18 protein-coding genes are annotated in these 20,638 nt (G+C 66.8%); 5 read left to right on the forward strand and 13 right to left on the reverse strand.

Going from position 1 to position 20,638, the window contains the following annotated elements; all coding sequences use genetic code 11:
• Window positions 1-30: 30 nt before the first annotated feature.
• Window positions 31-1,374 carry a sigma-54-dependent transcriptional regulator gene (locus NAO55_RS02535; protein WP_102839288.1) on the forward strand — a complete coding sequence of 448 codons (1,344 nt, stop codon included), beginning with the start codon at window positions 31-33 and terminating at the stop codon, window positions 1,372-1,374.
• Window positions 1,375-1,587: 213 nt separating this feature from the next.
• On the opposite strand, the gene NAO55_RS02540 is transcribed toward NAO55_RS02535, so the two are convergent.
• The 3 genes from NAO55_RS02540 to NAO55_RS02550 form a co-directional block, all read right to left on the reverse strand.
• Window positions 1,588-2,829, reverse strand: a complete 1,242-nt coding sequence (locus NAO55_RS02540) for an RNA polymerase sigma factor (protein ID WP_102839287.1) — start codon at window positions 2,827-2,829, stop codon at window positions 1,588-1,590.
• 2 nt (window positions 2,830-2,831) lie between these two features.
• Window positions 2,832-3,188, reverse strand: coding sequence for a YciI family protein (locus NAO55_RS02545; protein ID WP_102839286.1), 357 nt, complete (start codon window positions 3,186-3,188; stop codon window positions 2,832-2,834).
• 85 nt (window positions 3,189-3,273) lie between these two features.
• Window positions 3,274-3,735 carry a YybH family protein gene (locus NAO55_RS02550; RefSeq protein ID WP_011911394.1) on the reverse strand — a complete coding sequence of 154 codons (462 nt, stop codon included), beginning with the start codon at window positions 3,733-3,735 and terminating at the stop codon, window positions 3,274-3,276.
• Window positions 3,736-4,027: 292 nt separating this feature from the next.
• Between NAO55_RS02550 and NAO55_RS02555 the strand changes: the two genes are divergently transcribed.
• Genes NAO55_RS02555 through NAO55_RS02565 form a run of 3 tightly spaced genes read left to right on the forward strand, consistent with a single transcriptional unit; the run spans window position 4,028 to window position 7,610 of the window.
• Window positions 4,028-6,268 carry a TonB-dependent receptor gene (locus NAO55_RS02555; RefSeq protein WP_102839285.1) on the forward strand — a complete coding sequence of 747 codons (2,241 nt, stop codon included), beginning with the start codon at window positions 4,028-4,030 and terminating at the stop codon, window positions 6,266-6,268.
• Entirely contained in the window at window positions 6,268-7,398 is a 1,131-nt protein-coding gene (locus tag NAO55_RS02560) for a PepSY-associated TM helix domain-containing protein (RefSeq protein ID WP_102839284.1), read from the forward strand. Before NAO55_RS02555 ends, NAO55_RS02560 begins: the two co-directional genes overlap by 1 nt.
• Window positions 7,395-7,610, forward strand: coding sequence for a hypothetical protein (locus tag NAO55_RS02565; RefSeq protein WP_073865917.1), 216 nt, complete (start codon window positions 7,395-7,397; stop codon window positions 7,608-7,610). The genes NAO55_RS02560 and NAO55_RS02565 overlap by 4 nt, the downstream gene beginning before the upstream one ends.
• On the opposite strand, the gene NAO55_RS02570 is transcribed toward NAO55_RS02565, so the two are convergent.
• Entirely contained in the window at window positions 7,573-10,362 is a 2,790-nt protein-coding gene (locus NAO55_RS02570; RefSeq protein ID WP_102839283.1) for a response regulator, read from the reverse strand. The genes NAO55_RS02565 and NAO55_RS02570 overlap by 38 nt on opposite strands.
• Entirely contained in the window at window positions 10,359-11,516 is a 1,158-nt protein-coding gene (locus NAO55_RS02575; RefSeq protein ID WP_102839282.1) for an acyl-CoA dehydrogenase family protein, read from the reverse strand. The genes NAO55_RS02570 and NAO55_RS02575 overlap by 4 nt, the downstream gene beginning before the upstream one ends.
• A gap of 152 nt (window positions 11,517-11,668) precedes the next feature.
• Here NAO55_RS02575 and NAO55_RS02580 point away from each other — a divergent pair, with 152 nt between their 5' ends.
• Window positions 11,669-12,832 carry a lactonase family protein gene (locus NAO55_RS02580; RefSeq protein ID WP_102839281.1) on the forward strand — a complete coding sequence of 388 codons (1,164 nt, stop codon included), beginning with the start codon at window positions 11,669-11,671 and terminating at the stop codon, window positions 12,830-12,832.
• Window positions 12,833-12,842: 10 nt separating this feature from the next.
• On the opposite strand, the gene NAO55_RS02585 is transcribed toward NAO55_RS02580, so the two are convergent.
• The 8 genes from NAO55_RS02585 to NAO55_RS02620 are packed head-to-tail and all read right to left on the reverse strand — an operon-like array spanning window position 12,843 to window position 20,631.
• Entirely contained in the window at window positions 12,843-13,880 is a 1,038-nt protein-coding gene (locus NAO55_RS02585; protein WP_102839280.1) for a hypothetical protein, read from the reverse strand.
• 14 nt (window positions 13,881-13,894) lie between these two features.
• Window positions 13,895-14,803, reverse strand: a complete 909-nt coding sequence (gene flgL / locus NAO55_RS02590; RefSeq protein WP_102839279.1) for a flagellar hook-associated protein FlgL — start codon at window positions 14,801-14,803, stop codon at window positions 13,895-13,897.
• A gap of 21 nt (window positions 14,804-14,824) precedes the next feature.
• Entirely contained in the window at window positions 14,825-16,204 is a 1,380-nt protein-coding gene (gene flgK / locus NAO55_RS02595; protein ID WP_102839278.1) for a flagellar hook-associated protein FlgK, read from the reverse strand.
• Window positions 16,201-17,313: a lytic transglycosylase domain-containing protein gene (locus NAO55_RS02600; RefSeq protein ID WP_102839277.1), complete on the reverse strand. Its 1,113-nt coding sequence runs from the start codon at window positions 17,311-17,313 to the stop codon at window positions 16,201-16,203. The genes flgK and NAO55_RS02600 overlap by 4 nt, the downstream gene beginning before the upstream one ends.
• A gap of 8 nt (window positions 17,314-17,321) precedes the next feature.
• Entirely contained in the window at window positions 17,322-18,419 is a 1,098-nt protein-coding gene (locus tag NAO55_RS02605; RefSeq protein ID WP_102839276.1) for a flagellar basal body P-ring protein FlgI, read from the reverse strand.
• 15 nt (window positions 18,420-18,434) lie between these two features.
• A complete protein-coding gene (flgH, locus tag NAO55_RS02610; RefSeq protein ID WP_102839275.1) occupies window positions 18,435-19,103 on the reverse strand; it encodes a flagellar basal body L-ring protein FlgH in 669 nt (222 codons plus the stop codon).
• Complete coding sequence (flgG, locus tag NAO55_RS02615; protein WP_102839274.1) at window positions 19,103-19,888, reverse strand: flagellar basal-body rod protein FlgG; 786 nt, start codon at window positions 19,886-19,888, stop codon at window positions 19,103-19,105. Before flgG ends, flgH begins: the two co-directional genes overlap by 1 nt.
• Before the next feature lie 14 nt (window positions 19,889-19,902).
• Window positions 19,903-20,631, reverse strand: coding sequence for a flagellar basal body rod protein FlgF (locus NAO55_RS02620; RefSeq protein WP_102839273.1), 729 nt, complete (start codon window positions 20,629-20,631; stop codon window positions 19,903-19,905).
• Between the last annotated feature and the right edge of the window lie 7 nt (window positions 20,632-20,638).

Here is a 20,638-nt window from a genome sequence, read left to right on the forward strand (position 1 = left end):
CTGCGGCGACGCGAGCGCGAGGAGCTGGCAATGAGCGGGCAGGTAATCTTCATCGATGACGAGGCGGCGATCCGTCAGGCCGTGCAGCAATGGCTGGAGCTCTCCGGCTTCCAGGTGCGCACCTTTTCCCGCGCGCGGGAAGCGCTGTCGGTACTGGATCGCGACTTTCCCGGTGTACTGATCAGCGACGTGCGCATGCCAGACCTCGACGGCCTCGGCCTGCTCGAACGGCTGATCGAACTGGATGCCGACCTGCCGGTGATCATGGTCACCGGCCACGGTGACGTGCCCATGGCCGTGCAGGCGCTGCGTCAGGGCGCCTACGACTTCATCGAGAAGCCCTTTACCCCCGAGCGCCTGCTGGACAGCGTGCGCCGCGCGATGGACAAGCGCCGGCTGGTCTGCGAGAACCGCGAGCTGCGCGAGCAGTTCGCCCGCAAGGGGCGTATCGAATCGCAGCTGCTGGGCGTGTCCCGCGCCATGGATAACCTGCGACGCCAGGTGCTGGAGCTGGCCGGGACCGACGTCAACGTGCTGATCCGTGGCGAGACCGGCAGCGGCAAGGAACAGGTCGCGCGCTGCCTGCATGACTTCAGCCCGCGCGCCGGCGGGCCGTTCGTGGCGCTGAACTGCGCGGCGATCCCGGAAACCATCTTCGAAAGCGAGCTGTTCGGCCACGAGAGCGGCGCCTTCACCGGCGCCCAGGGCAAGCGCATCGGCCGCATCGAACACGCCGCCGGCGGCACGCTGTTCCTCGACGAGATCGAAAGCATGCCGCTGGCACAGCAGGTCAAGCTGCTGCGCGTGCTGCAGGAAAAGACCCTGGAACGGCTCGGCTCGAACCGCAGCATCGAGGTCGACCTGCGGGTGATCAGCGCGGCCAAGCCGGACCTGCTGGAAGAGGTGCGCGGCGGACGCTTCCGCGAGGACCTGCTGTACCGGCTGAACGTCGCCGAGCTGCACATCCCACCACTGCGCGAGCGCCGTGAGGACATTCCGCTGCTGTTCGAACACTTCGCCAGCCAGGCCGCCCAGCGCCACGGCCGTGCCGCGCCACCGGTGACGCCCGGCGAACTGGCGCAGCTGCTCGCCCATGACTGGCCAGGCAACGTGCGCGAGCTGATCAACGCCGCCGAACGCCACGCCCTCGGCCTCAGCGCCCCGGCCCCGGCGAGCAGTGGCGGGCAGTCACTGGCCGAACAGATGGAAGCCTTCGAGGCGCAGTGCCTGCACAACGCCCTGCAGCAATGCAAAGGCAACATCGCCGAGGTCATGACCCAGCTGCAGCTGCCACGACGCACCCTCAACGAGAAGATGCAGCGCCACGGGCTGAGCCGCAGCGACTATCTGCCGGCTGGTAGTTGCGACAACTGATCATGCCGCCGCTCTCGTCGCCGCAGCGCGACGCCGCTCCGTAGGGTGGGCTTTAGCCCACCATCGCGCTACGACGTGGCATGGCGCGACACGGTAAGCATCGCGCTGCCGCAAGCGGTGGGCTGAAGCCCACCCTCCGCCAGAATGTCAGCTGCGGATGGCAGCCCCGCAGGGCGTTGAGCGCTTGCATCCGCAAGCGTCGAACCCGTCGAGTCAACTGTCCAGCCCATCCAGCTGCCTCTGCAGAAAACGCCGCTCCGGCTCCAGCTGCACCAGTCGCAAGGCGCTGCGGTACGCTTCGCGGGCCTCGTCGGGGCGCGCCAGCTGGCGCAGCAGATCGGCGCGGGCGGCATGGCTGAGGTGATAGTCCTGCAGTTCCCCCTGCGCCAGCAGCTCGTCCACCAGCAATAAGCCCGCCTCGGCACCGTCGCGCATGGCCACGGCCACCGCTCGGTTCAGCCTCACCACAGGTGACGGGCTGAGCTGCAGCAACACGTCATAGAGCCGCACGATCTGCGCCCAGTCGGTCTGCGCGGCGCTCGGCGCCTCGGCATGCACGGCAACGATGGCCGCCTGCAATGCGTAGGGGCCGAAGGCGCGCGTGCTCAGGGCACGCTGCACCAGCAGCGCACCTTCGGCGATCTGCTGCCGATCCCACAGGCTGCGATCCTGCTCGTCCAGCCGCACCAGCTCGCCGCAGGCATCCGTGCGTGCGGCGCGCCGGGCATCATGCAGCAGCATCAGCGCCACCAGCCCGGCGACCTCCACGTCGGGCAGCAGCTCGTAGAGCAGGCGACCCAGGCGAATGGCCTCGGCGCAGAGGTCGGCGCGGGTCAGCGATGCCCCGGCCGATGCCGAATACCCTTCGTTGAACACCAGGTAGATCACCCGCAGCACGCTCTCCAGGCGCGCCGGCAGTTCCGTGCGCTCCGGCACCCGATAGGGCAACTGGGCATCGCGGATCTTCGCCTTGGCCCGCACGATGCGCTGGGCGATGGTGGCCGGCGGCGCCAGAAAGGCCCGGGCGATCTCCTCGGTGGTCAGATCGCAGACCTCACGCAGGGTCAGCGCCACGCGACCATCCGCCGGTAAGGCCGGATGGCAGCAGGTGAAGATCAGCCGCAGACGGTCGTCTTCCATCTCGTCCACCTCCGCCGCCTCGGCTGCGTCTTCCAGCTGCTCGGCCAGCAGCCGCAGCGAGGCATCGAAGCGCGCCCGCCGGCGCAGGGCATCGATGGCCTTGAAACGACCGGTGGATACCAGCCAGGCGCGCGGGTTATCCGGAACGCCGTCGTGCGGCCACTGCTGCAGGGCGGCGGCGAAGGCGTCTTGCAGGGCTTCCTCGGCACGATCGAAATCGCCCAGCAGACGAATCAACGTGGCCAGGACCCGACGCGATTCGCGGCGATAGACCGCCTCGACCTGCGCCGCCGCGAAGGCTCCGGTGAGCGGCATGCTCAGCGCTGCGGCAACTGGCGCAAAGGCCGAACCTCGACACAACCGAGGCTGGCCGGCGGAATCTTCGCCGCGATGGCCTCGGCCTCCTGCTGGTCCGCCGCCTCGATCAGGTAGAAGCCGGCGAGCTGCTCGCGGGTTTCGGCGAAGGGGCCATCGACCACCGAGGTGATGCCATCACGCACGCGCACCGTGCGTGCGGTACGCACCGACTGCAGCGGTTCACCGGCGAGCATATGGCCGCTGGCGCGCAGCTCCTCGCCGCAGCTCAGGCAGCGCGCGACCAGCGCCTGCCACTGTTCATCGGTCAGCGCATCCACACGCTGCTCGTCGTAATAGATCAGGCACAGGTATTTCATGCACAAGCTCCGGCTGCCAGGGACGCAGAAAAGCTAGCAGCCGGGAGCGAAGCCTGCCTGAACGAACGACGAAGCCGCGCAGCGCTCAACCGACCTGCTGCGTCGCCGAAGGGGTCGACGACATGCATACCTGGCCGGTTTCCATGTCGAAGGGCATCGAGAAGTGCTCGTGAATCACTTTCCACTCGCCGTCGCGCCGCGCCCAGACCCGCGTGCCGCGCATCCACGCCGTCTGCATCTCGCCTTCGGCGTTCGGCCCGCCGCAGTGGGTGAGCATGCGGCTACAGGCCAGCTCGCCGCCGACGTCCACGTGCAGCTCGTGAGTCTCGAAGAAGCCTTCGCCCTGGCAGAACTCGAAGCAGCGCTGCCAGTGCGCGCGGTACTCGGCCACGCCCTTGAACTGCAGCGCGCCCACTGCATCGAAGGCGACCACGTCCGGCGCGTACTGCGCCATGATCCGGTCGAGATCCTTGGCACCGATGGCCTGCTCGAAGGCGTCGTGCAGCTGGCGAATGGCGGTTTCGTCCTGGCGGGTTGTGTTGTTCATGTCCGTCTCCTGTCTTCTGGTTGAGCGGGGGTTCAGCCAGTAGTCGTCCGGCGTGCTCATGAATCGACAGGCAGGGCGAAATTTTTTTGCAGAAGAAGGGAGCGCGACGGACCGCGTGCCAGAGCGCTTGGTACCGCCACCACGCCACCGCGCCGCGACACCGCTAGGCGGAATACAGTTGCGAATTGTTATCTTTTATTTACGATAGTGGCTCTCAGATGGCACAGGCTCTCATTGTCCGCCGAGCCGTCCCCCTTCACCCCTCACAGTTCAACGTCCGGTCAGGTCCGCCATGCCCACGCTTCGCTTCCCGCGTAAAACCGCACTGCTGCCCGTTTGCCTTGCCGCCAGCTTCGCTGGCTCACCGCTCATGGCCCAGGAACCACTCGAAGAGCAGGCTCAGGCCACTGCCACCGAGCCGGTCGAACTGCAATCGGTGGAGATCACCGCCAGCGCCGACGCCTCGGCCGATGGCCTGACCCAACCCTACGCTGGCGAACAGGTCGCCCGCGGTGGGCGCGTGGGTATTCTCGGCAACCGCGACTACATGGAAACGCCGTTCACCTCGACGTCCTACACCTCGCAGCTGATCCAGGATCAGCAGGCGCGCAGCGTGTCGGACATCGTGCAGAACGATCCTTCGGTGCGCGTGGCACGGGGATACGGCAATATGCAGGAGCTGTACGTCGTGCGCGGCTTCACGCTGTTTTCCGACGACATTTCATACAACGGGCTTTATGGCTTGCTGCCGCGTCAGTACGTAGCGGCCGAATTCATCGAGCGCGCCGAAGTCTTCCGTGGCGCCAGCGCCTTTCTTAATGGTGCGGCACCGGGAGGCTCAGGTGTTGGCGGCATGATCAACCTCGTACCCAAGCGTGCTCCGAATGAGCCGCTGACCAGACTGACAGTGGGTGCCGAAAATGGCGGTCAAGGTTCGGCAGCCGTCGATCTGGGCCGCCGCTTCGGTGAAGAGGAGCGCTTCGGCTTACGGCTTAACGCTGCCAAGCATGCCGGCGAGACGTCTGTCGACAACGAAGACCGTACTCTGGATATGTTCGCCCTCGGCCTCGACTATCAGGGCGACAACTTCCGCCTATCTGCTGATATCGGCCATCAATACCACTTCATAGATGCGCCTCGCCCCAGCGTGAGCATCGCCACCGGTATACCGCTACCAAGCGCACCAGACGCTAAAGATAACTTTGCTCAGCCATGGACGTTCTCCAAGGAAAAGCAGACGTTTGGCACCGTCCGGGGCGAATATGACTTTTCTGACTCGGTCACGGGCTGGCTAGCCGTAGGCGCGCGCCGCGGCGAGGAAGAAAACCGCTTGGCCAACCCGACTTACGTCGGCGCCGATACCACGACCGCTTACCGCTTCGATAACCGCCGCAAGGAAGAGATCGCTACGGGTGAAATAGGCCTGCGCGGCCTTGCATTGACCGGACAGGTCTCCCACCAATGGGTAATGTCCGCGGCGACCTTCCAGGCCGAGGAACGCAACGCGTTCGGTGGATCAGCTTATGACAACCCCTTTGCCGGCAGCCTCGATACTCCGTATGACGCCCCTATCCCCGACTTGCTGCCGAAAAACATCAACGGTTCGTTTTCCGATCCTAACGTGATCGGTCGTACCTCAACTCAGAGCCTGGCCATCGCCGACACGCTTGGGTTCATGGATGATCAGCTTCTTGTGACCCTGGGCGCACGTCGACAAGGGATCGAGACCAGGAACTACGCTGCAGCGACTGGGGATCGCGCGTCACGGATCAACCGCTACGAGACCACTCCAGTTGGTGGTGTGCTCTACAAGCTGACCGATGAGGTATCGGTCTATGCCAACTACATCGAAGGACTTGCCAAAGGTGACACCGCCCCATGGAACACCAGGCGCCCCGATGGAACGACCGAGGGGGTTAGCAACGCCGGGCAAACGCTGGCGCCACACATCGCCAAGCAAACCGAGATCGGCTTGAAGTACGACGGCATCAACCTGGGCGGCAGCCTGGCGGTGTTCCGCACCGAACGCCCTATCGGCGTAGTGACCGACGCCGTCTTCCGTGAAGGAGGCGATCAGATCAATCGCGGGATCGAACTGTCGCTGTTCGGCGAACCGGCCTCCGGGATCCGTCTGCTGGGCGGCGTGACCCTCCTCGATACCGAGCTGAGCGACACCAACAATGGCGATTATGACGGTAACCACGCTATCGGCGTGCCTAAGACCCAAGCCAACATTGGCGGAGAGTGGGATGTGCCCGGGCTTGCCGGTCTCACGCTGACCAGTCGCGTCGTCTACACCAGCAGCCAGTACACCGATATCGACAATGACCGGGAAATCCCGTCCTGGACTCGTCTGGACCTCGGTGCGCGCTACGGGATGAAAGTGCAGGGCCGCGACGTGACCCTCCGCGCCCGTCTCGACAATGCCACTGGCCGCGACTACTGGGCCTCCACAGGTGGCTATCCGGGCTCGAACTACCTCGTCCTCGGCGCCCCGCGCACGCTCTCGGTCAGCGCCACGGTCGACTTCTGATGCAGGCAGTCACCCTGCGACGGTGGGGCTGGGTCCACAAGTGGTCCAGCCTCGTCTCTACGCTGTTCATCCTGCTGCTGTGCCTGACCGGCCTGCCGCTGATCTTCTCCCACGAGATCGATCACCTCACCGGCAACGAGATCGAGGCGCCGGCGATGCCCGAGGGCACGCCGCGCGCTGCGGTCGACCGGGTTGCGGCCGAAGCTGTGAAGGCCTACCCCGGTCTGGTGCCGCTGTACTTCTTCGCCGAGGAAGACGCGCCGGACGTTTGGTACGTCAAGCTCGATACCCGCGTCGACACCGACGAGAGCGAGTCGACGCTGATCCTCTCCGACGCCCGCACGGCCGAGGTGCTCGGCGCGCCGAACTTCGACGAAGGCTTCATGAGCGTCATGTACCGACTGCACGTGGACCTCTACGCGGGGCTCGCCGGCAAGCTGTTTCTCGGTTTCATGGGCCTGCTGTTGATGGTGGCGATCGTCTCCGGCGTGGTGCTCTACGCGCCCTTCATGCGCAAGCTGCGCTTCGGCGAGGTGCGCCAGGAGCGCACCGCGCGCACCCGCTGGCTGGACCTGCACAACCTGCTCGGCATCGTCACCCTGGTGTGGGCCCTGGCGGTGGGCTTCACCGGAGTGATCAATACCTGGGCGGACCTGATCTTCCAGGCCTGGCAGGCCGAACAGGTCGCCGCACTGCAAGCCGGTGAGACCCGCGTGCTGCTCGCGGCGGACGCCAGCGAGGCGCCCGCTGCCGACGGCTCGCTGCAGACCGCCGTCGACCGCGTGCTGGCCGCCGCACCCGGCATGGCGGTGTCGATGATTGCCTACCCCGGCACGCTGCGCGCCACGCCGGAGCATGTCGCGGTGATCCTGCGCGGCGACACGCCACTGACCTCGCGCCTGACCCAGGCGCTGCTGGTCGATCCGGCCAATGGCGAGGTACTGGAAGCCGGTGCGCGGCCCTGGTACGTCACCGCGCTGCAACTGTCCGAACCGCTGCATTTCGGTGATTACGGCGGTCTGCCGCTGAAGGTGCTCTGGGCGCTGCTGGATATCCTCACCATCGTCGTACTGGGCAGCGGGCTGTACCTGTGGCTCAAGCGCGGTGCGACGGCGGAGGTGCGGGCATGATGCGCATCTGGCTTTGGCCGCTGGTAGTCGCCGTGGCGTCCATCATCGGACTGGTCGCCGGCCTGGTCTCCGAAGGCGCTGGCGACTGGCTGAGCTGGCTGGCCCTCACCGCACCGGTGGTGATCGGCGTGCACGGTCTGTGTCGCTACCGTGGCCGATCCCGGTCGCGGCCGCTCACATCTGCAGAACCTCGGCAAGCTGGTCGAAGCTGAACGGTTTGGGCAAAGAGCGGGACGGCAGGGCGCTGTCGATGCGGCCCTCGCCGGAGACGAACACCAGCTTCAGCCACGGCTGGGTTTCCAGGGCCTCGGCCGCGAAGTCGGGGCCTGAGCGCCCGGGCAGGTTGACGTCCAGCAACAGCTGGTCGAAGCGCTGCTCGTGCAATGCCTGCGCCGCCTGCTCGGCATTCGGGTAACCCCGGGCGCGGTAACCCAGCTCCTCGACCATCTCGCAGGCCAGCGCCAGCAGCTGTGGCTGGTCCTCGACCACCATCACCCAGCGTTGTGCGGGGGCCTGGCCGTCGCCGCGCTGCGCACTCAGCAGCTGACGCACCTTGCGTGCCAGGTCTTCCTGCCGATACGGCTTGCTCAGCAGCTCCACGCCGGGGTCCAGGCGCCCGCCATGCACGACGGCATTGCGCGTGTAGCCGGAGGTGAACAACACCGCGATGTCCGGCTGCAGGACACGCGCCTGCCGCGCCAGCTCGGTGCTGCGCAGCGGGCCGGGCATGACCACGTCGGTGAACAGCAGATCGATGCCGATGCCGCTCTGCAGGATGCTCAGCGCGCTCTGCGCATCATTGGCGCGCAGCACCGAATAGCCGAGCCCGCTGAGCAGCTCGATCACGGTGGCCTGCACCGGCAGGTCGTCCTCCACCACCAGGATGGTTTCGCTGCCGCCCACCACCGGGCCGACGATGTCCGGCAACGCCTGCACCTCGGGCTGCTCGGTGCGCGGCAGGTAGAGCTTGACCGTGGTGCCGCTACCCTGCTCGCTGTAGAGGCGGATATGCCCGCTGCTCTGCTTGGCGAAGCCGTAGGCCATGCTCAGCCCCAGGCCGGTGCCGTGGCCTTCGGGCTTGGTGGTGAAGAAGGGCTCGAAGGCCTGCTCGATGATCTCTGCCGGCATGCCGACACCGGTGTCGGACACCGCCAGCAGCACGTACTGTCCCGGTGCCACGTCGGCCTGTGTTGCGGCGTAATGCTCGTCGAGCATGGCGTTGCCCAGCTCAAGGGTCAGCCTGCCGCCCTCGGGCATGGCGTCGCGGGCGTTGATCGCGAGGTTGAGCACCACCTGCTCGAGCTGGTGCGGATCGACCATGGTGGTCCACAGGCCGCCAGCGACCACGGTTTCGATCTCGATGTGTTCGCCGATGGCCTGGCGCAGCAATTCGTCGAGGTCGCGCAGCAGCCGGCCGAGGTTGGTCGGTTGCGGTCGCAACGGCTGGCGGCGGGCGAAGGCCAACAGCTGCCGCGCCAGCTTGGCGCCGCGCTCGACGGCCGAACTGGCGGCATCGACGCGCTTGGCCGCGGCACGGTTGTCCTCGGCCAGCGGTTGCAGCAACTGCAGATTGCCGGCGATGACCTGCAGCACATTGTTGAAATCGTGGGCCACGCCGCCGGTGAGCTTGCCGATGGCCTCGAGCTTCTGCGACTGGTACAGCGCCTGCCGGCTCAGCTCCAGCTCGCGGGTGCGTTCCTCGACCAGCTCCTGCAGGCGCTCGCTGGTGCGCTGCAGCTCCTGCTGCGCCAGCACCTGGGCGGTGACGTCATGGCCCTGGCAGAAGATGCCGCTGATCTGCTCGTCCTCGCTGAATACCGGCTGGAAGATGAAGTTCACGTAGCGCCGCTCGGCCTTGCCGCCGGCCTGCGGACGCACGCGCACGGCGAGGTGGCGGCCGAGGTAGGGCCGCCCGGTGACATAGACCTGCTGCAGCAGGTCGGACAGCGCACGGCTCTCCAGTTGCGGAAAGGCCTTGTAGGCAGGCAGGCCGAGCAGCTCACGGGCGCCGACCAGCTCATGGAAGGCGCGATTGGCGATCTTCAGTTCGTGCTGCGGCCCTTCGGTGATGGCAATGAAGCCCGGCGCCTGGTCGAACAGCCGCTGCAGGTGCGCGCGCTCCTCGACGAGTCGGCGCCCGTACAGCTCGCTGGCACGCCGCTCGGCAACCAGCGCCGAGACGTCACGCAACGTCAGGGCCGCCCCCACCACTGCGCCATCGGTCGCACAGACCGCGGCCACGACGACCTCCAGCACGCGCCCCTGGGTCGATTCCTCGAACTGCAAGGTCTGGGTCGAGTCGCAATCCAGCGCCTGCGTCAGAGCCTGCGCCAGGTCGGCGTTCCAGAACGGCAGCCCGCTCACCGCCTGTCCGAGCACATCGGTCTGCTTCAGGTCGAACAGCTCGGCCGCGCCGGCGCTCCAGTAGAGCACCGCGCCGGCCCGGTCGAGCCCGACGATGGCATCGCGCGCGGCATCGATGAAGTGATGCAGATAGAGTTCTGCCGTCGGCTGCGGACGCCTGCTCGACTGGCTGCTGCTGACCGTGGCATTGGCCCGCGCCAGGGTGGTCCGCAGGCGCGCCCGGCGGCGCACGCTCGCCAACGCCTGATCGAGCCGCTGACACAACGTGTCGCTGTCGAGCGCGACGATCGACCAGTACGGCCCCAACAGAGGCGCCGGACCGAGTTCGCGGTGCAGCCGCTCGACGTGGGCGTCCTCGCTGAGAAACAGCAGCTGCGCGGCCCGCCAGCGGCTGCGCAGCTGCCGGGCGAGGGCGATCACGCGCGGCAAGCCGGGCGCCAGCAGCACCAGCGCCGGCTGATCCTCCCCGAGCGACGGGGCGCTGCCGTCGAGACAGCGCAGCTGCAGATCCTGCTCCGCTGCCCAGCTGCCGATCCGCTCGCGCAAGCGACCATCGCCGGCATCGAGCAGCATGACCTGATCGAGCAGCAGCTCGCTCATAGCAACGGCAGCCCCAGCAGGCTGCGCCCGGTCCACAGTTTCAGCAGACCGGTGGTGGGCGTCATCACGTGGCCGGCGCGGGCGTCGCGCAGCAGCCGGGAGACGCGGCTGTTGTCACGGTAGGCCGCCCCGCCGCAAATGCTCATCGCCTCGTTGGCCAGGCGTACCGCCGTCTCCGCCGCTTCGGTCTTGCACGCCAGAATGTACGGCAGCGCCTCGGGGTGCGCGGCATCGCCACGGCGTGCGGCCTCACGCACCAGCGCGCGGGTTTTCACCAGATCGGTCCAGAGTTCGCCATAGCGCACCTGCAGCGTCTCCACGTCGCGCAGGGACTCGCCGGAATGACTGTAGCGACGCGAGTGCAGGTGCAGGCCCGCCTCGTCCAGCGCAGCCTGGGCGATGCCCAGGTAGGTGCCGGCCATGGCCATGAGGAAGAACGGCGCCACCACTTCGAACACGTACCAGACCTGATCGCCCGGCTCGCCGAGCAGGTTGCGCGCCGGCACCCGCACCTGTTCCAGGCGCAGCGGCCGGGACGAGTTGCCGCGCATGCCGAAGCCGTCCCAGGCGTCGAGCCAGTGCATGCCGGCGCCGTCCTTGTCGACGATCAGGCAGCTGAAATCGCCGGCTTCGGCGTCCGCCGCCACGGTGGAAACCACGTAGGAATCGGCATGCCCGCCGTTGGTGACGAACTGCTTGGTGCCGTCGATGACGAACTCGTCGCCGTCGGCATCCAGGCGGGTTTCCGGCAGGTAGAAATGCGCGCCGGTGCCCTGCTCGGACAGTGCCAGGGTGGTGATGTGTCGCCCCGCGGCGATCTCCCGCAGATAGTGCTCGCGCTGATGCTCGGTGGCTTTGGCGGCGATCACCGCAGTGGCCACGCAATGCATGCCGTAGCACAGCGCCGACGATGGGCAGGCCCGCGCGATGCTTTCGGTGAGCACGCAAAGCCCCAGCAGCCCCTGCCCGCGGCCGCCCAGCTCGACCGGCACCTGCAGGCCGAGCAGGCCGGCTTCGGCGAGCGCCTGCATGGAGTCGGCGGGCCAGCGGCATTCGGCGTCGACCTCGGCCGCCAGCGGGGCGATGCGATTCTCGGCCAGATCGGTGGCGATGCTCTGCAATTCGACTAGCTGAACGGGGAGCAAATGGTCCATGAGACGTCCTGGATTCTGGAAAGGCCGGCATCCACCCGGGTGCATATCAGACCCTGGTGGTCAGGTATTGTTCGCGCCACCGCACGGCGGGAGCATCACGCCACGACGGCGGTCATAGTCGCATGACTTCATCGACAAAAGGCAAACGGCCCATGCGCCTCCGACTCGCACTGGCTCTGCTGGCCGGCGCACTACTGACCCAGGGCGCCCAGGCCGGGAACGACGACATGCATATTCTGATCGGCAGCTACACGCACGACAGCGACAGCCCAGGCATCCTGCGCCTGCGCTTCGATCCCAAGACCGGGCAGATCGACCCGAAGCCGGTGCAAAGCCTCACCAGCGACAATCCCTCCTGGCTGGTGCTGGATGACAAGCGCGACCGGCTTTACGCCACCCATGAGAACGGCCCGGCCGATGCCGACCCGGTCGGCCGCGTCGGCGCCTGGCAGCGCGACGCCAAGGGCGACTACCAGCCCATCGGCCAGGCCATCACCCTCGGCGACGAACCCACCCATGCCAGCCTCAGTCACGACGGTCGCTACCTGTTCGTCAGCAACTACGGTTCGCGCCCCAACCCCGGCGGCAGCCTGGCGGTCGTGCCGCTGGCCGAGGATGGCCGGCCCTTGCCGGTCACGCAGATCACCGCGCACCAGGCCAGCGGTGTGCATCCCGAACGCCAGCGCTCGGCCCATGTGCATTCGGCGGTGCCCAGTCCGGACGGCACGCGCCTTCTGGTCAGCGACCTGGGCGCCGACCGGGTGTTCGTCTACCGCTACGACCCGAGGCATGCCGAGCGCCCGCTGCGGCCGGATGAGCCGGCCAGCATCGAGCTGCCCGCGGGCAGCGGCCCGCGCCATCTGGTGTTCCACCCCAATGGCAAACACGCCTATCTCGCCCTGGAGCTGAGCGCCCAGGTGGCGGGCTTCGACTACACCGACGGCACCCTGACCCGCCGGCAACTGCTGGACCTCAAAGAGGCCGATAGCGAAGTGCGTCATTCACCCGGCGCGATCCACACATCGGCCGATGGCCGCTTTCTCTATGTCAGCGACCGCGGCGACTACAACCACATCATCGCCTTCGCCATCGAAGCCGACGGCACGCTGCGCGAAATCCAGCGCCGCCCGAGCGAAGGTCGCGAACCACGGGAATTCGCCATCACGCCGGACGGGCGTTTCATGTTGATCGCCAATCAGCTGAGCGACAGCCTGGTGCTGCTGCGCCGCGACCCGGACAGTGGTCTGCTGGGCGAAACGCTGCAGACCCTGACGCTCGGACGGCCGTCGGATATCAAGCTGCTCGCGCCGAACTGAAGCGCGCCGCTCAGGACAGCAGGCTGACCACCGCGAAGCGGCTGATGTTGGCCTGCGCCACCACTGTCTGTATGACGGCGGCATAGCTGGACGGGCTGCGCTGCATCAGGTTGAACACCGAGTGGGAAAAATCACTGGCCCACTGCTGCTCGTCGGCATCGGCCTGGCGCGCGAGAAACTCGCGGATCTCACGCTGGCGCTGACCCAGCTGCTCGCGCAGCGCAGTGACCTTTTCCAGCCCCGCCACCACGGTATCGAGCATGCGCCGCAGTTCGCGCAGCGAGTCCAGCGATGGCTCTTCGGGAAATTTCAGCAGCTGATCTTCCTCGCTCTGCACGCGCTGGTAACGACCTTTGGCGAACAGCTTGTCCTCGCCCTGCACCGCCAGCTGATCCTTGAGCTGCTGCCAGTCACTCTCGCGGGCGGAAAAGCGCAACCGGCCGCTGTCGTCGAGCTCGGCACGAATGCCGGACTGGCCCAGGCTGCCGTTGAAGCGGCGCAGGATCTGCTCGTCGCTCATGTCATCGTCGAGCACCACCGCCACCGGTTCGGCCAGCTGGCGGCCGCCGCTGAACAACAGCGTTTCGCGGCCGGACTGGCGGATCGCTTCGAGGGAATCGAGCCCCTGCAGGCTGAAGCGGCTGCGCACCGGCTCGCTCAGACGCAGCTTGAGTGTGGCATCCAGCGAGTTGGCCGAACGCTTGCTGCGTTCACGCAGCAGCTGCTCCACGTCCTGCAGGGCATGGCGGATGCTATCCGCCCCCGAACCGGAGGTCGGCGAGCTGATCTCGCGGCTGAGGCTGAGCTTGAGCTGGGAAAGGCGGCCATGAAGGTCGTTCAGGTAGCTTTCCGCCGACTGCATCGAGGACAGCTGCTGGTTGAGCTGCAGGCTGAAGCTGGTGCTCTTCTTGCTCGCCACCTCCGCATGCGCGGCATCGGCCAGCACCGATGTCCGTTGCGTCGCCGCCGGGGTTTCCGGCAGCAGCGTCTGGCGACGCTCCTGGGGGTTGATCGCGGAAACAGCCGGTAGCGGCTTGCCAATCTTCATCAGGCTTCCTCGCCTCAGAGCATGCCGAACAGGGTCAGGCCGTTGATCTTCATGTAGGTTTTCTGGGTGGCCTGCAACGACAGCTGGTAGTTGTTCAGGTCGATGCTGGCGCCGGCGTAATCCAGTCGCGACAGTTCGCCATCGATCTTCTGGTTCACCAGCGAGACGTCCTCGTTGCTGCTGCCGAGCAGAGTCAGGGTGTTCTGCCGCCCGCCGAGATCGGTGACCGCGCCGAGCAGCCTGCCGTGGGTGGCGTCGAGGCTGTCCATGCTCGCGGCGATCTGCGCGCGGACGGCCGGGTCGCTCGAATCCAGCGCCGGGTCCTTGAGCGTCTGCACCAGGCTGCGCAGCTCGTTGAGCATGCCCACGCCGGCACCGAAGACCTGCGCCGCGGTGACGTTCTCTTCCACCAGCACGCCATTGGCCACCGCGGCCTGGCGATGCTGGTCGTTACCCTGCATGACGTAGACACCGCCAACCAGGGCGATCGCCGGCTGGTTGGAGCGGGTGCCGGAGAACAGGTAGCGGCCCTCCTCGTCGCGCACGTTGGCGAAGCTGAGCACGGTGCCTTCGAGGGTTTCCAGCTCGTTGGCGATGGCCGACAGGTCCTCGTCGGTGTTGCTGCCGTTGGCCGCCCACAGCAGCAGGTCACGGATGCTCAGCATGCTGTCGGAAGCCGCCTTGAGATTGGCTTCCTGCTTGGACAGGTTGCCGGCGACGTTGGCGATGTTGGTGCGGTACTGCGTCAGGCTGGCTTCCTCGCGCTGGATGCGCAGCACGCGGACCGCCGAGATCGGGTCGTCGGATGGCACCAGCATGCGCTCGCCGCTGGCCATCTGTTGCATCAGCTTGCCGAGTTTCTCGGAGCTGTTGTTCAGCGAACCGTGCATGGTGGCGGTGATCTGGGCGTTGGAAATGCGCATGGTGTCTTCTCGTCAGTCGGCTCAGAACATTGCCAGTACGGCGTTGAACAGGTCGTTGGAGGTGCTGATGACCTTCATGTTGGCCTGATAGGCCTGCTCGTAGGCCATCAGGTTGACCGCTTCCTCGTCCAGGTTCACCGCGCTGACGCTGTCGCGCTGGGCCTGGGCCTGCTCGGCGACGACGGTGGCAGCGGCGAGGTCGGCCTGGTTTTGCCGGCTGGCACTGCCGACGCGGCCGACCAGACCGGCGTAGGCGTCGTTGAGGGGGACATCGCTGCCGGCCACGTTGACCTTGGCCGACTTGAGCTCCAGCAGCGCCAGCAGGTTCTCGTTGTTGCCGACCTCGCCCGTGCCGCTCTGCCCGGCGGAGGAGAAGGCCAGCTGTTCCGGAGCCAGCGCCGTCACCGCAAGCATGCCGCTGGTGCTGCCGGGGGTGTAGACGAACAGCGGCTGGCCGGGATCGCCATTCAGGTCGAAGCCGCCAGCCAGGGTGTCGTTGACGCTCTGCGCCAGGGCCGCAGCCATGTCGTGCAGGTCGTCCTGGGCCGGCCGCAGCGCGCCGTACTCCATGTCGTAGAGCGCGCCGAGCGAGCCGCCGAGGCCATCCTGCACCAGCGGGAAGGTGGTCTTGGCGAACACCAGGGCCAGCTCCTGTTCGCCGGCCAGGTTCTGCTCGACCGTCAGTTGCCCCGCGCTGCCACCGGCGACCAGCGGCTGGCCGTTGGCCAGGGACACGGTCAGCGTGCCGTCGGCGACCTCCTGCACACGAATGCCGGCGTACTGGCTGAGGTCCTTGATCAGGTTCTCGCGGTAGTCGCGCAGCGTGGCGGTATCGCGCCCGGCCGACTCCATCTTGAGGATTTCCACGTTCAGCTCGGCGATGTTGTCGGACAGCCCGTTGATCTCCGCGACCATTGCCACGCGCTGACCCTGCAGGGCGTTGAGCTGGGTGCCGATGTTGCTGTTCAGGCCGTTGAAGCGCTGCGCCAGCTGCTTGGCCTCGCCGATGATCTGCTGACGCAGGGGAATGGATTCCGGCGTGGAGCTGGCCTCGCTGAGCGCGGCGAAGAAATTGTCCAAGCCGACGCTGACGCTGGAGCCTTCGCTGTGGATCAGGCCTTCCAGCGCCGAAAGGTACTGCTGGCTGGTGCCGTAGTAGTTCTTGTCGGTGCTGGCGCGCCAGAGCTGCTGGTTCTGGAAATCGTTGGACAGCCGGCGAATGCTGCTGACCTGCACGCCACCGCCGATGCTGGTGGCGGTCTGCCCGCCGACCGAATGCAGTTCCGGGCCGAGGCGGCTGAAGCCGGGCGTGTTGACGTTGGCAATATTCTGCCCGGTCGCGGTTAGGGCGATCTGCGAAGCGCGGACGCCGCTGTAGCCAATCTGACTCAAGACACTCACGACAGCACTTCCTTCGAATCGATGCGGATCGGTTGGGCGAACGCCACGGAGAGATGGCGCACGACGACCGGTGGTTGTCTATTCAAGGCGACTGCCGCGGGCGGCTCATTAAGCGCAACGGATGCCGGCTGTTGCGTGCCGATGCGCTCGCCCTCCAGCGTGGCCAGCATTTGCCCGCGGGACAGTCGCTCGGCGGTGCCCAGGCTGGCCTGCGCCGCTGGCGACCGGCCGGCCGACTGTAGCGCGGCCTGCGGCTCGCGCGGCTGGCTGTTGGCGGCCTGCAAGTCCTTGAGGATGTTGCGCGTGTAGTCGCGGGTTTCCTGGTAGGGAATCTTCTGGATCCAGTTCGCCGCATCGATCTCGCCGCGGCGCGGATCGCCATGTTGCTTCAACCACTCGTCGACCTTGCCGGGGCCGGCGTTGTAGGCGGCCAGCGCCAGCGCCTCATGGCCGTCGTAGCGCTCGAGCATCTTGTTCAGGTAGGCGCTGCCGAGGCGCTTGTTGTACTCGGCATCGCGGGTCAGGCGCGCCTCGTCGAATGGCAGGCCGAGTTCGGTGGCCATGTCGCGGGCGGTGCCGGGCATCAGCTGCATCAGCCCGCGGGCGCCCTTGGGCGAGACGGCGGCGACGTTGCCGCTGGACTCGTGCTTGATGACGCTGTCGACCAGCGCACGAAAGCCGGCCTTGCCCGCCGACCAGGCGCTGTCCAGCGCTTCGACGCCGCGCTGCCAGGTGCCGCGCAGGGCATGCTGGCCGCCCTGCCCGACACTGGCCAGGCCGAGTGCCGCCGGTGCCGGCGCGGTGCCGTCGCGGCCGCCGGAGAGCTGCTGCACCAGCATGTCGGCGATGCCGGTCTGGCGCTTGCCGGCCAGGGTTTCGGCCAGCACTTCGTCGTAGAAGTCGCGCATGGTGTCCAGCTCGCGGCTGCGCATCGGGTTGCCGGCCGAGAGCACGTCGCCGGCCTTGCGCATCTGCTTGAGGATCTGCTGCAGGAACATGGCCTCGAACTGCTCGGAAACCATCTCCAGCTGCTCACGGCGCGCGGCGCTCGGACCATCGTGGCGCGCGCGCATGGCATTGAGGTGGTGCGGTAGGGAAACGATGCTCATGGGCGGCCTTACATCACGATCAGTTCGGCGTTCAGTGCGCCGGCGCGTTCCAGCGACTGGAGGATGCTCATCACATCATCCGGGGTCGCGCCCAGGCTGTTGATGGTGCTGATGATGCTTTCCAGGCTGGCGCCTTCCGGCCACTTGAACATGGCCTTGCGGTCCTGCTCGACGGCCACGTCGGACTGCGGTGTAACCACGGTGTCGCCACCGGCGAAGGCGTTCGGCTGGCTGACTTGCGGCCGCTCGCTGATGGTCACCGTGAGCGAACCATGGGCAACCGCCGCGGCCTTCACCCGCACGCCTTCGCCGACCACCACGGTGCCGGTGCGGCTGTTGAACACCACCTTCGGCCGCACACGACCTTCTTCGACGTCCAGACGCTCGAGCATGGCCATGAAGCTCATGCGCTGGGTGCTGGTGACCGGCGCGCGAATCGAAATCTTGGTGGCATTGAGCGCGGTGGCGGTGCCCTTGCCGAAATAGGCATCCACCGCATCGACCACCCGAGTGACGGTCTGGAAGCTCGGCTGGCGCACATTGAGCATCACGTCCGGGCGCTCGGTGAAGTCGGTGGGAATCATCCGTTCCACCGTCGCGCCGTTGGGGATCAGGCCGCTGTTGGAGGTGTTGATCGCCACCTTGGAGCCGCTGGCGCCCTCGGCATTCACCCCGCCGACCACCAGCGCGCCCTGGGCCACGGCGTAGATTTCACCGTCGACGCCCTGCAGCGGGGTCATCAGTAGCTGGCCGCCGCGCAGGCTCTTGGCATCACCCAGCGAGGACACGGTGACATCGATGCTCTGCCCCGGGCTGTAGGACGGCGGCAGCGTGGCGGTAACGGTCACCGCAGCGACGTTCTTCAGCTTCGGGTCGACGTTCGGCGGCAGGTTCACGCCGAACTGCTTGATCATGTTGGCCACCGACTGGCTGGTGAACTTCACCTGGTTCTTGTCACCGGTGCCATCCAGGCCGACCACCAGACCGTAGCCGATCAGCTGGTTGCCACGGATGCCTTCGATATCCACCAGATCCATCAGCGGCACGGCCTGCGCCGGCAACTGCCAGCACAGCGCGACGGCGGCGAGAAACAGCTTCACACGCATCGGAAAAACTTCCACTTAGAGGGGGAACAGCGGGTGGGCGAAGAAGCGCGTCAGCCAGCCGGCCGAGTTGCTGTCGTTGAGCACGCCACGGCCGGCGTAGGAGATGCGCGCGTTGGCGACGTTCTGCGAGGACACCTGGTTGAAGCGGTTGATGTCGTCCATGCGCACCAGGCCGGCGAGGCGGATGTACTCGTCGCCCTGGTTCAGCCGCAGCGCCTTCTCGCCCTTGACCAGCAGCGTGCCGTTGGGCAGCACGCGGTGCACGGTGACGGCGATCGAGCCGCGCAGGGTGTTCTGCTGCGAACTCTTGGCCGAGCCGCTGAAGTCGCGCTCGGCCGAGGCCGAGGTCTCGACGTCCGGGTAGGTCTTGCCGAGTACGGTGGGCACGCCGACGCCGACGCTGGACTGCTTGCCAAAGCTGGTGCCGGCGCTCTTGCTCGACTGGGTCGATTCGTCCAGCACGATGGTGAGGATGTCGCCGATCCGCACCGCGCGCTTGTCGCTCACCAGCGAGCCACCGTAGCCGGAGCGGAACAGACCGCCGCCAGTGGTCGGTGGCAGGCTGTAGTCGAGTTCCAGCGGCTCGTACTCGCTGGAATCCTCGTCCGGCAGCATCTCGTCGAAACTGGCGCAGCCGCCGAGCAGTAGCGCGGCGAGCAGAAGGGCGATCGGCTTCATCGGCATCACACGGTCTGGTTGAGGAACTGCTGCATGCCGCTGGCGGCATCGAGAACCTTGGCGTTGGCCTCGTAGGCGCGCTGGATGGCGATCATCGCCACCATGGCCTCTACGACCTGCACGTTGGAGCCTTCCAGCACGCCCTGCTTGAGCTGGCCGAGGCCTTCCTCGCCCGGCACGCCTTCCACCGGCTCGCCGCTGGCGACGGTTTCGCGATAGAGGTTGCCACCCAGCGCTTCCAGCCCGCCGGGGTTGGTGAAGTTGACCAGGGTGATCTGCCCGAGCTCCGATGGCAGGGTGTCGCCGGCCAGCACGGCGGTGACGATGCCGTCACTGCCGACAGTGAAGCCGGTGCTGCCTTCAGGCACTTCGATCGCCGGGTTCAGCGGCAGGCCCTGGGCGTTGACCATCATGCCTTCGGCGTTGAGCTGGAACTGGCCGTTTTCGGTGTAGAAGATGTCGCCGTTGGGCGCCTCGACCTGAAAAAAGCCGCGGCCGACGATGGCCAGGTCCATCGGCTGGCCGGTGGTCTGGATGCTGCCCTCGGTGAACACCTTCTGCGTGCCGGCGACGCGCACGCCGCTGCCCAGCTGGATGCCGGACGGCACGGTGTTGATCTCGTCGGCCTGCGCGCCCGGCTGTTTCTCGATGACGTAGAACAGGTCCTCGAAGACCGCGCGGTCGCTCTTGAAGCCATTGGTGTTGACGTTGGCCAGGTTGTTGGCAACGGTGGACATGGCCTTGTCCTGGGCGGCCAGGCCGGTCTTGCTGACCCAAAGTGCAGAATTCATGCGTTATCTCCCGATCAGCTGCCGCGGATCATTCGGTTGCCGGCGTCGGAAAGGTCCTCGGCGGCTTTCATCATCTTCACCTGGGTTTCGAACAGGCGGTTCAGGCTCATGGTCGAGGCCAGCTCGTCGATCGCCGAGACGTTGCTCGACTCGAGAAAGCCGCTGGCCAGCCGCACGTCCTCGCTGGGCTGCGCCGGCTCGCCGTCGCGGGTCACCAGCAGGCCGGCCTGGTTCTTCATCAGATTGGCCGCCGGCACGTCCACCAGACGGATGCGATCGACCTCGGCCATCATCCAGTCGCCGGGGGCCATGATCGACACGGTGCCGTCATTGCCGATCTCCATGCGGTCGTACTCGGGCAGGACGATGGGGCCGCCCTCGCCGAGCACCGCACGGCCGTTGAGTGTCAGGCGCCCTTCGGCGTCCACCTGCATGCTGCCCTGGCGGGTGTAGGCCTCGCCCTCGCCATCCTGCAGCACGATCAGGCCGTTGCCCTTGACTGCGAAGTCCAGCTCGCGACCGGTGGCCACCATCGGTCCGGCAGCCAGGCTGACGCCGTTGTTCTCGATCAGCGCCATGTGCCGGCTGTCGTAGCCGTAGCCTTCCACCGCCACGGCCTGGGCGCGTTCGAGGTCGGCGCGAAAGCCGGGGGTGTTGACGTTGGCCAGGTTGTTCGAGCGCACCTGCAGCGACATCATCGTGCGGCTGGCGGCCGTCATCGCGGTGTATCCCAAGCGATCCATGGGTCAG

The organism is Stutzerimonas frequens, from assembly GCF_024448335.1.
Classification (GTDB): Bacteria; Pseudomonadota; Gammaproteobacteria; order Pseudomonadales; family Pseudomonadaceae; genus Stutzerimonas; species Stutzerimonas frequens.

Excerpts from the sequence above, each read along its gene's own strand:
- NAO55_RS02565 (WP_073865917.1), top strand. The coding sequence starts at position 7,395 with ATGATGCGCATCTGGCTTTGGCCGCTGGTAGTCGCCGTGGCGTCCATC.
- NAO55_RS02620 (WP_102839273.1), bottom strand. The coding sequence starts at position 20,631 with ATGGATCGCTTGGGATACACCGCGATGACGGCCGCCAGCCGCACGATG.
- flgH (WP_102839275.1), bottom strand. The coding sequence starts at position 19,103 with ATGCCGATGAAGCCGATCGCCCTTCTGCTCGCCGCGCTACTGCTCGGC.
- NAO55_RS02555 (WP_102839285.1), top strand. The coding sequence starts at position 4,028 with ATGCCCACGCTTCGCTTCCCGCGTAAAACCGCACTGCTGCCCGTTTGC.
- NAO55_RS02580 (WP_102839281.1), top strand. The coding sequence starts at position 11,669 with ATGCGCCTCCGACTCGCACTGGCTCTGCTGGCCGGCGCACTACTGACC.
- NAO55_RS02545 (WP_102839286.1), bottom strand. The coding sequence starts at position 3,188 with ATGAAATACCTGTGCCTGATCTATTACGACGAGCAGCGTGTGGATGCG.
- NAO55_RS02585 (WP_102839280.1), bottom strand. The coding sequence starts at position 13,880 with ATGAAGATTGGCAAGCCGCTACCGGCTGTTTCCGCGATCAACCCCCAG.
- flgG (WP_102839274.1), bottom strand. The coding sequence starts at position 19,888 with ATGAATTCTGCACTTTGGGTCAGCAAGACCGGCCTGGCCGCCCAGGAC.
- NAO55_RS02570 (WP_102839283.1), bottom strand. The coding sequence starts at position 10,362 with ATGAGCGAGCTGCTGCTCGATCAGGTCATGCTGCTCGATGCCGGCGAT.
- NAO55_RS02605 (WP_102839276.1), bottom strand. The coding sequence starts at position 18,419 with ATGCGTGTGAAGCTGTTTCTCGCCGCCGTCGCGCTGTGCTGGCAGTTG.
- NAO55_RS02560 (WP_102839284.1), top strand. The coding sequence starts at position 6,268 with ATGCAGGCAGTCACCCTGCGACGGTGGGGCTGGGTCCACAAGTGGTCC.
- NAO55_RS02575 (WP_102839282.1), bottom strand. The coding sequence starts at position 11,516 with ATGGACCATTTGCTCCCCGTTCAGCTAGTCGAATTGCAGAGCATCGCC.
- flgL (WP_102839279.1), bottom strand. The coding sequence starts at position 14,803 with ATGCGCATTTCCAACGCCCAGATCACCGCCACCATGCACGGTTCGCTG.
- NAO55_RS02535 (WP_102839288.1), top strand. The coding sequence starts at position 31 with ATGAGCGGGCAGGTAATCTTCATCGATGACGAGGCGGCGATCCGTCAG.
- NAO55_RS02540 (WP_102839287.1), bottom strand. The coding sequence starts at position 2,829 with ATGCCGCTCACCGGAGCCTTCGCGGCGGCGCAGGTCGAGGCGGTCTAT.
- NAO55_RS02600 (WP_102839277.1), bottom strand. The coding sequence starts at position 17,313 with ATGAGCATCGTTTCCCTACCGCACCACCTCAATGCCATGCGCGCGCGC.
- NAO55_RS02550 (WP_011911394.1), bottom strand. The coding sequence starts at position 3,735 with ATGAACAACACAACCCGCCAGGACGAAACCGCCATTCGCCAGCTGCAC.